This window comes from Enterococcus mundtii (genome assembly GCF_013394305.1).
In the GTDB taxonomy this organism is placed as follows: Bacteria; Bacillota; Bacilli; order Lactobacillales; family Enterococcaceae; genus Enterococcus_B; species Enterococcus_B pernyi.
In genome coordinates this window covers 1,030,066-1,045,028 of the sequence record NZ_AP019810.1, presented here as the reverse complement: position 1 = coordinate 1,045,028, position 14,963 = coordinate 1,030,066, and the positions used below count along the sequence as shown (strand labels likewise).

General features: G+C 39.4%; 11 protein-coding genes. All 11 read left to right on the top strand.

Translation table 11 applies throughout. From position 1 onward, the window contains the following. The first annotated feature begins 129 nt into the window (after positions 1-129). The 11 genes from HZ311_RS05035 (at position 130) to HZ311_RS04985 (ending at position 14,960) form a co-directional block, all read left to right on the top strand. On the top strand, positions 130-984 hold the full coding sequence (locus HZ311_RS05035) for a VOC family protein (RefSeq protein ID WP_023520295.1): 855 nt from the start codon (positions 130-132) through the stop codon (positions 982-984). 194 nt (positions 985-1,178) lie between these two features. Then, on the top strand, positions 1,179-2,198 hold the full coding sequence (locus HZ311_RS05030) for a serine hydrolase domain-containing protein (RefSeq protein ID WP_023520294.1): 1,020 nt from the start codon (positions 1,179-1,181) through the stop codon (positions 2,196-2,198). 45 nt (positions 2,199-2,243) lie between these two features. After that, positions 2,244-3,197, top strand: coding sequence for a mannose-6-phosphate isomerase, class I (manA, locus tag HZ311_RS05025; protein WP_023520293.1), 954 nt, complete (start codon positions 2,244-2,246; stop codon positions 3,195-3,197). A gap of 277 nt (positions 3,198-3,474) precedes the next feature. Then, on the top strand, positions 3,475-4,383 hold the full coding sequence (gene rbsK / locus HZ311_RS05020) for a ribokinase (protein ID WP_023520292.1): 909 nt from the start codon (positions 3,475-3,477) through the stop codon (positions 4,381-4,383). Between the two features lie 22 nt (positions 4,384-4,405). Continuing rightward, complete coding sequence (gene rbsD, locus HZ311_RS05015; protein WP_010736652.1) at positions 4,406-4,801, top strand: D-ribose pyranase; 396 nt, start codon at positions 4,406-4,408, stop codon at positions 4,799-4,801. Positions 4,802-4,818: 17 nt separating this feature from the next. Beyond that, the gene (rbsU, locus tag HZ311_RS05010; protein WP_178946514.1) at positions 4,819-5,706 is read left to right on the top strand and encodes a ribose/proton symporter RbsU; all 888 of its coding nucleotides are present in this window, start codon (positions 4,819-4,821) and stop codon (positions 5,704-5,706) included. Positions 5,707-5,949: 243 nt separating this feature from the next. Next, positions 5,950-7,557 carry a PTS transporter subunit EIIC gene (locus HZ311_RS05005; RefSeq protein WP_224434905.1) on the top strand — a complete coding sequence of 536 codons (1,608 nt, stop codon included), beginning with the start codon at positions 5,950-5,952 and terminating at the stop codon, positions 7,555-7,557. Between the two features lies 1 nt (position 7,558). Beyond that, complete coding sequence (locus HZ311_RS05000; RefSeq protein ID WP_023520290.1) at positions 7,559-9,589, top strand: BglG family transcription antiterminator; 2,031 nt, start codon at positions 7,559-7,561, stop codon at positions 9,587-9,589. A 15-nt stretch (positions 9,590-9,604) separates the two neighbouring features. Beyond that, entirely contained in the window at positions 9,605-10,048 is a 444-nt protein-coding gene (locus HZ311_RS04995; protein WP_023520289.1) for a PTS sugar transporter subunit IIA, read from the top strand. A 156-nt stretch (positions 10,049-10,204) separates the two neighbouring features. Next, entirely contained in the window at positions 10,205-13,327 is a 3,123-nt protein-coding gene (locus HZ311_RS04990; RefSeq protein WP_178946512.1) for an LPXTG cell wall anchor domain-containing protein, read from the top strand. Next, the gene (locus HZ311_RS04985) at positions 13,320-14,960 is read left to right on the top strand and encodes an immunoglobulin-like domain-containing protein (RefSeq protein WP_023520287.1); all 1,641 of its coding nucleotides are present in this window, start codon (positions 13,320-13,322) and stop codon (positions 14,958-14,960) included. Before HZ311_RS04990 ends, HZ311_RS04985 begins: the two co-directional genes overlap by 8 nt. Positions 14,961-14,963: the final 3 nt, after the last annotated feature.

The following is a 14,963-nucleotide window of genomic DNA, read 5'->3' as shown; positions in this document are numbered from 1 at the left end:
TTCCCATTCTGATAATTAGCTAAAAAATAAGACAATCTGAGAATTAATTCAACAAAAAATAAGATATTGCTTGAAAGAAAAGAGAAGCATCGTTAAAATAAAGCTTAACGTAGAGGGGAGCAAGAAATTATGAAAGTTTTTGATTTGGGGTCTACTACTTATTTGAAAAGTATTGCGATACGTGTAAAAGACCGTGATAAAATGATCGAGTTTTATAGAGACACGATTGGTTTCGATTTAAAGAGAGAAGAAAATGAATTAGCGATTTTCGGTACAGTAGAAAATGACAGCGAGATGTTATTATTAGAGGAAAGTCCACGAGCAAATGATCACTTTGGGGAAATCAAAAAGCTCAATCGCTTTTCTTTGATCATTCCAACATTAGAAGAAATGGCAGATGTGCTGTATCGCATTCGCCAAACGAATCAAACGATCGAAGAAGCACTGGAAAGTGATGGCAGAATCGGTATTTTATTGAAAGATCCTGAAGGCAATATGTTAGAGATCTATCATGAAGAGACTCATACTTCACAAGAACAAGCGGTGGAACAATTAGACCAAGAAGCACTATTAAGACAATCAAATGAACGCTTTAAGAAATTATCTGCTGGTACTTATTTCCAAAAAGTCCACCTAAATGTACTAGATATGGAAAAGGAACGAGAATTTTTATCAGAGCTTTTAGGTCTGACTGTGCATAAAGAGGAAGAAAAAGAATTTATCTTGAATAAAGGTGATTTTCATGTAGGACTGACTCAAGCTGAGAGTCCAGTGATTGCCTTACCGACTGATGAAATCTTAGGATTAGACTTTTTGAAATTTGTTGTTGACCCAGAGAGTATGCAACGTCTGATTGCACATTTGAACACAGAAACGATCGATTTTTACATTGACAAAAAACAAAAAGTTTTGACTTTGTATGATGCAATTGGCATCGAATGGTGGTTCGTGGACGAAACAAAAGCAACTAATGTTATCCAATGAACAGTGGCTAGGATCAGTCGATTGCTCGTCCGTTGGAAAAAGCAGGAAAAATTCAGCTGATGCTGAAAGTTTCCTGCTTTTTTATGTCAGCCACTGAATACTGGGATAAATGAGAAAAACAATTGATTCTTATGGAAGAAAGAATTATGCTTGGGGAGCAAACAAGCATATCCAGAGATAAATAAGGAGAAACTATGTACGCTAAAACGAAAGAATATATACTAAAAAAAATGAATGAGGGATATTATCCAGGGGTCGTCGCTGCTTTTATGAAAGGGGATCAGATTAAAAAAGTGATCGCAGGTGATGCGCAGATCATTCCTATAATCAGACCAATGACCGAAGATTTGCTCTTTGATGCAGCCTCCCTGACAAAAGTGATTGCAACGACAAGTCTGGTCTTGCGATTGATCGAAGACGGGAAAGTTGAATTAGATGAACCTTTGCATACGTACTTGCCGACTTTTGAGAATCAAACGATCACGATTCGCCACTTATTGACACATACCTCAGACATCCAGACATTTATTCCTGATCGAGATCGTCTATCACAAACAGAATTGATTGAAGCTTATTTGAAACTTCAACCAGGCGATCAATTAGGAATCGAAGTTCGCTATACGGATGCAGGCACGATTCTTTTAGGATTGATGCTAGAGGAGATTTTCCAGGAAGAGGCGGTCGAGCTTTTTGAAGAGCAAGTACTAGCACCGTTAGGAATGATGAATAGCTTATTCTTACCACGTCCTTCAGAACGGATCGTTCCGACTGAACAACTTCCTTCTGGTGAGGTGATCCATGGCTTGACCCATGATCCAAAAGCACGAGTGTTAGCAGAACATGCAGGTAATGCTGGTCTATTTATTGATCTTGCGGATTGTGAGAAGTTTGTCCGGATGTATCTGCAATACGGAAAGTTAGATTCTGGTCATTTTTTGGAAGAGACAACCATCCGTTCCTTATTGGCTGATCATACGCCAACTGGTAAAGGTGGTCGCTCACTCGGATGGGATTTAAAACAAGATAAAAAGGATGGCCATCCATTACTATTCCATACAGGCTATACAGGGACATTTCTATTGATCGACCCAATCGATCAAGAAGCCTTCATTTTTCTGTCCAATCGCCTACATCCAAACGATCATCGGGAAGAATATCTAAAATGTCGGGATGAAATCATTGAAATTTATTTACAAGAGAAAGCGTTACACTGAAAATAATGCTATAATAGCAATTGAAAATTGAGAGGAGTTTGACGTATGCAAGAACCATTATTTTTAAAACCTGTTTTTCAAGAAAAAATCTGGGGAGGCAGTCGCTTACGTACTGTTTTTGGCTTTGATATCCCAAATGATAAAATTGGGGAAGATTGGGCAATCAGTGCGCATCCTCATGGCGTGAGTGTCGTTGAAAATGGCCCATTCAAAGGCTGGAAACTAGATGATCTATGGAAAGAACATAAAGAATTATTCGGCCATCCAACAGAACCAGTTTTTCCGTTATTGATCAAAATCTTAGATGCAGAAGATGATCTATCTGTTCAAGTCCATCCAGATGATGCTTATGGTATGGCACATGAAGGAGAGCTAGGAAAAACAGAGTGCTGGTACATCATTGATGCCGAACCAGGTGCAGAGATCATCTATGGTCATCATGCAAAAACACGTGAAGAATTAGCCGAAATGATCCAAGATAGTCGCTGGGATGACTTATTGAAAAAAGTTCCTGTCAAAAAAGGTGATTTTTTCTACGTACCAAGTGGAACGATCCATGCAATTGGTAAAGGGATCATGATTTTAGAAACACAACAAAGTTCAGACACAACTTATCGTGTTTATGATTATGATCGCAAAGACGACCAAGGAAACACTCGGGAATTACACATCCAACAATCAGTCGACGTAACAACAGTACCAGCAAAAGCTCCTGAATTACAGATCAAAGAGATCCGTCAAGGGAACTCTTCGATCGTCACTTACGTAGAAACAGAATTTTTCAACGTCTACGAGTGGGACATCAAAGGGATCACATCCTTTAAAAAACAAGCACCGTATACATTGATGACAGTTATTGATGGTGCGGGAGAATTGGTGATAGGTAACCAAACCTACTCACTAGAAAAAGGAACAAGTGCGATCTTACCAAGCGATATCACGGAGTGGAAAGTTCAAGGAGAACTTTCGATCATCGCTTCTGAGCCAGGAAAAAAATAATAAGATAAAACTGTCGTTGCTAGGTTCAGCGATAACAATAAAGCGTACCAACCGAAAATGGACTTGCTATTTTTGGTTGGCGCTTTTTTTTAGATCAGTGATGAGCTATCACTGATCTAGTGATATAAGAACAAAGAAGGTACCAATTACAGTTAGTTTTATCGATGAAAAGTTGCTTGTTGAAATCACTTACAAAATATGTTATATTCTTCTCGTAGAGTTAAAACGTTTTAATAGAACGTTAAAATGATTTTCTTGTTAAAGGAGAGGGAAAACGATGAATACTGTTACAGTTATCGGAAGCATCAATTTAGATCGAACCATCCGTGTGACTTATATGCCAAAACCTGGAGAAACGATCCATACGAAAGAAACTTTTTCAGCTGGTGGAGGAAAGGGAGCCAACCAAGCGGTTGCTGCTAGACGTTCGGAGGCAAAAACTTACTTTATTGGTGGCGTGGGTAAAGACGAAGCAGGAAAAACGATGACAGAATTACTTGAACAAGAAGAAATTGATTTATCTGGTGTAGCGACATTAGAAAATCAAGCGACTGGACAAGCGTATATCATTGTTGATGACCAAGGTGAAAATAGTATCATGATCCATGCTGGTGCAAACAATGCGTTTACCGTAGCACAAGTACAAGAAAATAAAACAATCATCCAAAAAAGTGATTTTATTATTGCTCAGTTTGAAAGCGCTATAGAACCGACGATCGAAGCATTCAAAATCGCTCGAGAAGCTGGCGTGAAAACGATCTTGAATCCGGCACCGGCGCTAGAAAATGTTCCTGACGAGTTATTAGCAGTAACGGATATGATCATTCCAAATGAAACAGAAACGGAGATCTTAACAGGCATTACTATTACCGATGAAAAAAGTCTAAAAGAGGCGGCACAAGTCTTTCATGGATTAGGTATTGAAGCGGTGATCATCACGATCGGAAGTAAAGGCGCTTATTATGATATTGCTGACGGCGCTAGTGGGATCGTACCAGCTTTTAAAGTCCATGCAGTAGATACAACGGCTGCTGGGGATACCTTTATTGGCGCGATGAGCAGTGTATTAGCCAAAGACTTCAGTAACCTAGAAGAAGCAATCCGCTATGGTAATAAAGCCTCTTCTGTGACTGTTCAACGTTTTGGTGCACAGCCTTCTATTCCGTATAAACATGAATTAATCTGATTGAGGAAAGGATGAACAAATAATGAAAAAAACGAAAGTAATCAATTCTGATATCTCACGAGTGATTGCACAAATGGGACATTTTGATAAATTGAGTATTGGAGATGCAGGAATGCCTGTACCTATGACCACTGAAAAAATCGATTTAGCAGTCACGCAAGGGGTTCCTAGCTTTATGGAAGTCTTACGCAATGTGTTGTCAGAATTAGAGGTGCAACGTATTTATCTAGCAGAGGAAATCAAAAAAGAGAATCCTGACATCCTTCTAGAAATCCAAAAAGAAATGCCGGAGACACCGATCACGTTTATTCCGCATAGTGAAATGAAAACCGAGTTAAACAATTGTCACGCATTTATTCGCACAGGTGAGATGACTCCTTATGCGAATATCTTGTTAGAAAGTGGCGTCGTATTCTAAAAAAGGAGATGTAATAAATGAATGCAACAGCATTATTGATCGGATTAGGACCATTACTAGGTTGGGGACTTTATCCAACGATTGCTTCGAAGATCGGTGGACGTCCTGTGAACCAGATTTTAGGATCAACAATAGGAACTTTGATATTCGCACTTATTTTTGCCCTGATCAATGGCATAGCACTGCCATCTGGAATGGATCTTGTCTTTTCTATTCTTTCCGGTGTAGGCTGGGCGACTGCTCAAATCATTACTTTTCAATCTTTCACACTGATTGGCTCGTCACGTGCAATGCCTATCACCACAGCTTTTCAATTACTTGGGGCTTCATTATGGGGTGTTTTTGCGCTAGGCAATTGGCCAGGAACGACAGCGAAGATTCTTGGTGGATTAGCATTGATCTTGATTATTTTAGGCGCATGGATGACTGTTTGGACTGAGAAAAAAACCAAAGAAAATAGCAGTCTACTGAAAAAAGCGGTTTTATTATTAGCAGTCGGAGAGATTGGGTATTGGGCATATTCCGCAGCACCTCAAGCAACAACCATCGACGGAATGCACGCTTTCTTGCCACAAGCAATGGGGATGGTCTTAGTGGCGATCATCTACACCGCTGTATTAAGTATGAAAGTGCATGAAAAATCAGCATTTACGGAAGTTGTTTCTTATAAACAAATTTTTTCTGGCTTCTTTTTTGCCTTTGCTGCATTGACCTATTTGATTTCTGCACAACCAAATATGAATGGTTTGGCAACGGGCTTCATCCTATCGCAAACTTCTGTTGTTCTAGCAACCTTGACTGGTATCTGGTTCTTAGGTCAAAAGAAAACGAAAAAAGAAATGACTGTCACGATCATTGGCTTGGTCCTTATCTTAGCTGCCGCAACGATGACTGTTTTGATATAAGATATTTTGTTAGAAGCGTTATTTTAAAAAATTGGGAAGTAACTACGGTTACTTGCCCAATTTTTTTTGTGGAAAATAGATAACGGAAACTGTTAGAATAGAGCTATCTGAAAAAAGCATAAGCGCAGTCTGCTGAAGTAGAAAGGGCAGGTGATCAACGTGGGGGAGAATTTGAATGCGCTTCCTGCTAATGCAGTGGCGAAATTAACCTGGTTTCGTCAATTACTACATTATTTCAAACAAATGATCATGCCAAATCTAAGTATTTTTATTGCTTGGGGTTTGTTATCGATTGTATCAAATATCGTATCAGGTGATTTGCATCAAACGCTTGCACATGTCAGTGATTGGCTGATTTATCTGTTATTGCCTATTTTGATCAGTTACTCTGGAGCAAAGATTTTTGATCAAAAAGCAGCTGTAGCAGGTGGGATTGCTGTCATCGGTATGATAGTAGTTTCTGATCTTCCACAACTATTCGGAGCGATGATCATCGGTTTGATCACGGGAGGTATTTTTCACTGGGTGGATCGTTGGTTGGTGCCGAAAATCAAACCTGGCTATGAGATGTTGCTGAATAACTTGATGATCGGTCTAATCGGTGGGGGTGTCTGTCTGTTAGGCATACTGGTCATCCAACCAATTGTTGAAGGTAGTTTGTCTTATGTTGGACGCTTTGTTTATTGGCTCATTGAACAACATTTGTTACCAGTGGTCAGTTTAGTGTTGGAACCGTTAAAGGTCTTATTTTTGAATAATGTCATCAATCACGGCATCTTGACACCTTTAGGAATGGAGATGACACAACATGCGGGGCATTCGATCTTATTTTTGATGGAAGCCAATCCTGGGCCAGGAATAGGGATTTTAAGTGCATTCTTGTTTGCTGCTGATCGAGAAAAAAGTGTCAAAGCAGGTGGAGCATTGATGATCCAAGCTGTCGGAGGAATCCATGAGATTTATTTTCCTTTTGTCTTGATGCAACCTGCGCTTTTTTTTGCCGTTATGATTGGAGGAGCAACAGGAACGTTTGTGTTCCAACTGTTTGCTAGTGGGTTGAATGCTCCGGTTTCACCAGGTTCATTGGTGATTATTTTAGGGAATACACCACCTTCACAATTAGCAGGTGTCATTTTAGGTATTATTCTCAGTGCGCTTGCTACGTTTATTTGTGCCATACTGTTATTGAGAAAAACGAAACCTGTGGAATCGATCCTCCCAGAAAGGAGCCAACTGATGAATCATGAAGCGGTCAACCAAATCATCTTTGCTTGCGATGCCGGGATGGGTTCTAGTGCAATGGGCGCAGCCATTTTGAAGAAAAAACTGCATGCGCAAGGGATAGATATACCTATAAGCTATACCTCTATTTATAGTCTGAAGAATCATCAGAAACAATTGGTGATCGTACAAAGTGCCTTTCAATCTTTAGCACAAGAAAAAGCCAAAGAGAGTCAGATCATTGCTGTCGAACATTTTTTAGAAGTTGAGTCGTATCTACCATTGATCAAGCAGCAACTTCATGAAATAAACAGTGAACCTCAGATCAAAAAGCAACAAGAAGTTAAACAACCTAGAACCAGAGTTGTGTTTTTATACCAAGGAAATCGACGAGGCTCACAAACGATGGGGATGACGATTTTAATGAAGCTAGCCAAGGAATATCAGGTCGATCTATCTGTAGAAAAAACAGCCGTTGAAGACCTAGTACCCGAAAAAGAAGTGGTATATCTTGCGAATGAAAGAATGGCAAAGACGTATCAACTGGAACAACAAGTGGAGCATTTGTTGATCATTGATCATTTTGTCAGTACCAAAGCCTATCTATCATTAGTAAAGGAAGTGGACTAAGATGTATTTGTCACCAAGGGAAAAAGAATTATTGACAGAACTCATCAATAGTCCAGCACCCGTTTCTATACAAAAAATGGTCAATGTTTTACGTGTCAGCAAACGGACTGTATACCGCGAGTTGGAGCAATTAGAACGATCGCTCAAGGAAGTAAATGCTTCGCTGAAAAAAATAACCCGCGGATCATTTATGATTGAAGCGACACCTGAAACAATGACACAACTGCGCCAACTACTGAACGAAAAAGAGATGGAATTATCGACAACTGAAAGGCAACATGCAATTTTATTAGAGCTGTTACTCACGAAAGAACCATTGTCTTTAAGTTATTTTTTAGAAAAGTATTTGATTAGTAATACGACTTTTTATGCTGATATCAAGCAACTCGAAACCAGTATGAAACAGCTACCATTATCTATCACTCGTAACCGTGGTTATGAAATCACTGGACCGGAAAAATACCGAAGATTGCTGATCGCGAATATCTTAGAGTTGGAGATTAATGCGTATGAAATATTTCACTTGCTGGAATTTGATACGACAACGAATTTCTTTTTTCAATTTATCATGACAGATAGTTTATTACTGGCGCGTCAAGTGGTACGAGAAGAATTGATCCAGCAAAAGAAAGAATTAAGTGACCGGAAACTGGAACATTTAGTTTTGATACTCAGCATTACGATCGACCGTGTCAAAAAAAATCACGTGCTGACGAATGAAACCTACACTGGACTAGTGAACAAAGAGTTATTACGTATCGCCAAAGCTTTATTTTCTAAAATCGCTAAGGAAACGCAACAACTTTATCCAGTCAATGAGATCGTCTTTTTTGCTAGTCTATTAAATGACTTCTCGAATTCCTTCGATCAGGATTTCTTTGAAGAAACATTTGATACGCAACTCGCTTATCTTGTGAAACAGTTGATCCAAGTAGTGAGTGAAGCAACAAATAATCCATTCTACCAAGATGAAACACTCTACAAAATGTTGTTGACCCATTTATCAGGAGTATTCTCTCGAGCGGTACTTCAAGAAGAACAATTGACTAATCCAATTTTAGAAAAAATCATGGTTCAATATCAAGAGATTGCTCAAGCCATCCGTCAAGGAATCGAGCAGATTTTTCAAGAAAAGAAACTATCCGAAGAAGAAATTGCTTATATGGTTCTCCACTTTGCGAACTCGTTAGAAAAAACACCAAAGGACAGCACGATCAAAATCGCTGGTTTTTCCCCTAGTGGATTAGCTTCGACAAGTATGCTTGAGTTAAAACTAAAGAGGTACTTCCCATTTGTTCAACATATCCATTTTTATCGAATTGCTGATCTAAAGAAAATCAATTTAGAAGAAGAGTATGATCTCGTCATTTCTACTTCGATCTTAAGTGGCTATGAGGGGAAATATCTATTAGTTTCACCATTACTTCTTGAGGAAGAAATCAAACAATTAAAAGCAGAATTTGCTCGTTTGACAGCCCATCGAACGGAACATATCCGGTTAGCTGATCAACCTTCTGTTATCGAAGATACTTATGAAGAAACGGTGTTGATGATGAGCAAAATCAATCGATTACTTCAGCACTTCTTCATTCAAGAATTAGACAATCCAGAAACAGTAGAAGCTACGTTGAAGGATATTTTCGACTATTTACCTACAGGGTTGGTCCAAGATAAAGAAAAAGTCTATCAGCGTTTAATGAAAAGATATCAACAAGCACCGATCGGTTTACCTCATACCAACATGGGGCTTTTCCATACTTCTAGTTCTGAGGTCACAGAACCCTTCTTCTGTATTTTTCAATTGAAGCAAGTATTGGAAATCGAAGGAATGGACAAAACGAAAGTTGATTTATCAAGAATGTTAGTGATGTTAGCCCCGTCTCCAATTGATGAAGCTACTGGAAAGTTACTTGGGAAAATAAGTGGTGCATTGATCATGAATGATTTGAATACTGAGATTTTTCGATCAGGAAATGAGGCAATCATCTATCAGTTGTTATCTAAAATTTTGATCGATGAAATAAAAAAATAAAGGGGGGCTCTATTGATGCTTGAGATTCCATCTGAACATATTTGGTTGAACCAACAGTTTGGTAGCTGGAAAGAAGCCATTCAGCAGATTGGTGAACAACTTCTTGAAAAAAGAGTGATCCAAAAGGAATATACCGATGCGATGGTTGCTCGCCAAGAAGCAGCAAGTGTCTATATCGGCAACTTTGTGGCACTTCCTCATGGAAAAGCAAAAGATGAACAGATTGTTGAAGAAGGTATTTTTTTGTTCCAAGTACCTGATGGCGTTGACTTTGGTATCGACGAAGAAAAGAAAATCGCAACGATTTTATTTGCAGTGATCATGCGAGAAAACCAACAACTAACAAGTTTACAAGAACTCGCCTTTTTTTGTTCCGATGTCGATCAAGTGATGGCATTGAGCGATGCTCAAACAGTAGAGGAAATCCAACAAATCTTAAAACAAGCTGAGGAGTTTTGACGTAAAATACGCAACGACCAATCAATTGATTGGTCGTTTTTTTTTCTATTTTTTTGGGAGAATCTCGCCAAAATCGTAATTATATAGTGAAGGAGGTACGACGAGAAGGGCACATGTTCCCAGTTGATCTATTCCACTAATGAAAGGAGCCAAAGAATGAAGAAATCCTCTGAATCACTATTTTTGATTCTACCAATCATTATTTTAATCACTATTTTTTTTCAAATGAAAGTGAGACCAGTCTCGGCAGAAACATTGCCTGACCTACCCATGTATCAACAAATCACTGCATCTGATCCCAATCAAACTTTACGTACAGCTGAACAATCAATCCCACAGGATAATAGCTGGACAAATTTCAAAAAAAACTATCAATTAGTCCAAAGGGCCACTGGGAAATTGATTACTATTGGTTCGACGAATTATATTGAAGCGGCGATCCATGAATATTCTCCAAGATTGGCTGATCCATTTGCAAATGAAAGTGTCGTTGTTGATCCAGCGATCCATATCCCTCATATCGATATCCATCTATCTAATGGTGGCAGAGAAATTGGTTGGTACGGCAAGCGAGTGAAGGGAGAGATTGCGCTTTGTCTGGAACAAGGAGTAGCGCTGAATATTGGAGAAAATAGCGGGTATACTTCAAGTATTCAAAACACAGAATTATTGAAGAAAATTTCTTTGATTAAATACTATGGGGTGATTGCGACAAACTACACGATGGAAAAAGAATTGATGACGCAACTCCTTGCTTGGGAGCAACAAGGAATCACCCCCACCAGTATTACTGGTGTTTTGACAATGAACGATTACCAAACATTCAAACGAACAGTGATGGAACAAGTGGAACGGTTCTATACCCAACCGAGTTTTGATGGACAAATATTGGATATAAAAGCCGGCGAAAGCCAAATATTGACCGACACAACAGGAGCATTTTCAAATTATAGCTCATCGCCTGTTCAACAAATCAATGGAGTAACCATTGAAAAGCAAGGTAATCAAGTAACAGTCACTGCATCGAAAGAAGCACCGGCGACAAGTGAAATCGCATTTGATTATCATATCCCCAGTAGTTATCAAGGAGCAATCGTCGTGTACCAACATCCTTATACACAAAACATGGTAGTCGGTAGAGTGCCACAGCTGACAAGAACCTCCTTTCAGTTACGCGTGCAAAAATATGGACATGCAGGTATCCGCAAAGTCGATCAACAAACAAAACAACCATTAGTAGGCGCCGTTTTTTGTTTCACGACTGCGGATGGACAGATAAAAGAATTGACGACAGATTCTGATGGTGTTGCTATTTGGCATGATCTACTCGTTGATACGGTCGTTACGATTCAAGAAATCAAAGCGCCAGAAGGCTACGTTTTAAATCCAACGCCCCAGACTGTCACTGTCAAAGTGAATGAATTGACGAGTATCACATTAGCTAATCAAGAACAGACAGCTAATTTGAAGGTCATCAAAGAAGATGCAGAAACAGGCAATCAGCCTCAAGGAGGTGCCCAATTGATCGGAGCTGTCTATAAATTAACGGACAAAGACGGAGAAACAGTGGCGGAATTGACGATGGAAGAGGTTAATGGAAGTGCATCAGCTGAGCTAAAAGGGTTAAAACTAGGAACCTATTATTTACAAGAGACCATTCCACCGAAAGGATATAACTTAGATCCGACCATCTATCCTATACATTTGACTTACGCAGGACAAAATGAAACGGTGGCTGTTCATAGCAAAACAGTCACTGATCGCGTCATCAAGGGACATGTCGAAGGATATAAATTTGGTTCAAAACCTCTTATCCCCACTTCTATCTTCGAAATTTTACACGCATTAACATCCAATCAAACGAATCATAAACCACCACTCGAAGGAATCGAACTAACAGCCACCGCTCATACCACAGGAAAAGAATATGTCCAAGTCACTGAAAAAAACGGCTACTTTAAATTTATCGATTTACCCTATGACACGTATACGATCGCTGAAACTAAAGGAACGGATGGCTATTTGATCATTGAACCATTTGAAGTGACGATCAGTGAGGAAGGCTACACACATTTCTTTTTATTAGAAGATGAAATCATCGAATCACGCGTACATCTCATCAAGATCGATCAAGAAACAGGACAACAAATTCCCTATGCTGGCGCACAATTCAAGATTTTTGATACTTGGGCGAATGATGGACAAGGGGCATTTGTAGCAATGACACGTCCGAATGATACAGAAAAAACTGAGATTTTTGAAACGAATCAAAAAGGGGAATTAGTGACAACAGAGAGCTTACCTTGGGGCGTGGATCGCTATGAGCTTCATGAAGTCAAAGCGCCAGAAGGCTATCTCCCGTTAGAAGAACCATTGATTTTCAGTGTAACAGCAGAAAATCATAGTGCATTGATTCGCTTAGAAGTCCCTAACCGTTTAGCAAGACAATCCATTGAATTGATCAAACGAGATCGCTTGAATGAACAACCTTTGGTGCAAGTACCATTTGGTTTATATCAGGTAGAAAAAGCAGAAAATGGCGGGGATATCCTTCAATTTATTGAAGAATATCTCACGGATGATGAGGGAAAAATCGAAGTAAGCGATTTGCCCTATGGGACCTATCAATTTATTGAAGGAAAACCATTGGAAGGGTATTTACCTTTAGAAGAACCTTTAGATTTTTCAGTAACTATTGAAAAAGATGGTGAGTTGATCGTATTAGAAGCCTATAACGAACGCGAAAAATTAGCATTGACGAGTTTGTTCACAGCAATCGACGGAAGTAAGGAGCTTGATCCAACCAAAGACAATCAATTGAAAGACGTAGTCTGGATCAAAGGAGCAGCCATTGAAGTCGGTCATGTGTATACCGTAGTGACCCAGTACCGAAAAGGTGACACCGGAGAACTCATCAACGAAGCAATCTCAACCTACACAGCAAAGAGTAAAGAAGATCAATTTGAAGTTTTTCTTGAGCTGAAAGCCAATACGCTAAAAGACAAGGAGCAGTTGACTGCCACTCACATTTTATACTACGAGTCTGAGCAAGAAAATGAGGTAGCACGTGAAGATGATTTGACGAATCAAGAACAGACTGTTCATTTCAATACACCAAAAGAAGGGGAAAAAGAAGAAACGAAAAAGCAGGAAAATACTCGTGATTTACCTAAAACAAATAGTCGTACTTCTGTTTCTCTAGTAGGGCTAGGTATTTTATTTCTAGGAGTGAGTGGTCTTTTGATCTATCAACAAAAAAAGGGTGGTTTGAATGACTAAAAGGAAAAAATACATGAGATTTGGCTTGTTCATATTCAGTTGTTCAGTTGTTTTGTTCGTCAGCGGCTGTAAAACACAACAAACAGAAGATCCATCAACAGCTGGCCCTACTTCAAGCAAAATGAAACAGGCAATCAGCGTGGAGACACCAGAGGAGAGCTATTTCAAAAAAGAAAACAATTCTTCTCATTTGTTTGAGTTTGCTTCTCAATTTAGAAAACCACTGGATCTTCCCACGGAAGCAATGATCAAGGATGAAACCAATCAGCTGAGAATCGCTTACCTTGAAGCCACAACAGTCTCTCAAAATCGGGAAAATACAGAATCAAGAAGCAATCTCACAAATCGCTTCGAAGAAAACGAACAAAAAGGTACTCTATCCAATATTTCAGCAATTCCAGAGAGCGATAATCATTGGCAAGGTCCTTACGTCCATGCAAATGCTCCATTGCAGATCTTACCAAGAGGAACAGCAATTGATCCCTTTACCTATTTTACTGTTGTTCAAGGAAGTGATCCCGTTCCAGTGATCCATTATACGCCCGTCGATCCTAATGAATCTGGCTACCAAGTGATGCAGATCACAGCAATTGATTCAAAAGGGAAAGTGAGTGTTGCGACAGTCACCTTTCTGTTTAATCACTCTCCGATCATTCAGCAAGTAAGACAAAGTCACCACATCACGATTGGTTCAAGTATTGACTTATTAGCGGGCATTTCTGCTCATGATGAAGAAGATGGTGAATTGACCTCAGAAGTTCAAGTACAAACCACACTCCAAACAGAACAAGAAGGCAGTTATGAAGTGATTTATTCTGTGACTGATCAATTTGGAGCAAGTACCAAGCTGATAAGTAATATGAGGATCACCAATGAAGCACCAATAATCGCGGGGCCGAACCAGCTCGTTTTACCTGTTGATCAATCATTCTCTTTATTTGATTATTTCTCCGCAAATGATCAAGAAGATGGTGCGATCAACCTTACTTCAGACAATATCTTGGCATCCGATCTTGTCCCATATGTACCAGGAAACTACTTCGTAAGAATTGGAAATGTCGTTGATCGGTATGGCAAAAGAGCGGCAGAGCGTACGATCCGTGTTCACTTAACAAATGAAGCGCCGACGATTACAAATACGCATATGACTCTTCCTGTATTCAGTGAACTGAATAAAGAAAGCTATCTAGCAAAACTAGTTCTTGCAGATCGTGAAGATCCGGTTGAGCAATTACATGTGGCAATCGCTCTGCCTTTTTGGGAGAAAATCGACACTTCCCGATTAAATACCTATCGTTTTCCTCTTCAAGTCCAAGATACACATGGAGAGATCACCAAAACCTTTGGGAGCATCCAAGTAATCAATGAACCACCTGTATTTTCTGGGATAGAGGATAAGAGAATCATTGTAGGCGAAGAAAAGCCAGATTTATTAGCAGGGATCTCCGTTTCGGATCGTGAAGAGAGTATTGGAATAGAAGATGTTGAGATCATAGAAGAAATCGCTTGGGATACACCTGGAAGCTATCCTGTTTATTTGACGGTCAAAGATACATTTACAGAAACGACAGTATCTTTTCATGTCATTATTCAAGACAACAATCCAGAAATGCCAGAGAAATTGAGCGAATAAGGA

What these genes read in the sequence shown, in the direction of transcription:
- HZ311_RS05035 (WP_023520295.1), top strand. Translation starts at nt 130, where the DNA reads ATGAAAGTTTTTGATTTGGGGTCTACTACTTATTTGAAAAGTATTGCG.
- HZ311_RS04990 (WP_178946512.1), top strand. Translation starts at nt 10,205, where the DNA reads ATGAAGAAATCCTCTGAATCACTATTTTTGATTCTACCAATCATTATT.
- HZ311_RS05030 (WP_023520294.1), top strand. Translation starts at nt 1,179, where the DNA reads ATGTACGCTAAAACGAAAGAATATATACTAAAAAAAATGAATGAGGGA.
- manA (WP_023520293.1), top strand. Translation starts at nt 2,244, where the DNA reads ATGCAAGAACCATTATTTTTAAAACCTGTTTTTCAAGAAAAAATCTGG.
- HZ311_RS04995 (WP_023520289.1), top strand. Translation starts at nt 9,605, where the DNA reads ATGCTTGAGATTCCATCTGAACATATTTGGTTGAACCAACAGTTTGGT.
- rbsU (WP_178946514.1), top strand. Translation starts at nt 4,819, where the DNA reads ATGAATGCAACAGCATTATTGATCGGATTAGGACCATTACTAGGTTGG.
- HZ311_RS05005 (WP_224434905.1), top strand. Translation starts at nt 5,950, where the DNA reads ATGATCATGCCAAATCTAAGTATTTTTATTGCTTGGGGTTTGTTATCG.
- HZ311_RS04985 (WP_023520287.1), top strand. Translation starts at nt 13,320, where the DNA reads ATGACTAAAAGGAAAAAATACATGAGATTTGGCTTGTTCATATTCAGT.
- rbsK (WP_023520292.1), top strand. Translation starts at nt 3,475, where the DNA reads ATGAATACTGTTACAGTTATCGGAAGCATCAATTTAGATCGAACCATC.
- HZ311_RS05000 (WP_023520290.1), top strand. Translation starts at nt 7,559, where the DNA reads ATGTATTTGTCACCAAGGGAAAAAGAATTATTGACAGAACTCATCAAT.
- rbsD (WP_010736652.1), top strand. Translation starts at nt 4,406, where the DNA reads ATGAAAAAAACGAAAGTAATCAATTCTGATATCTCACGAGTGATTGCA.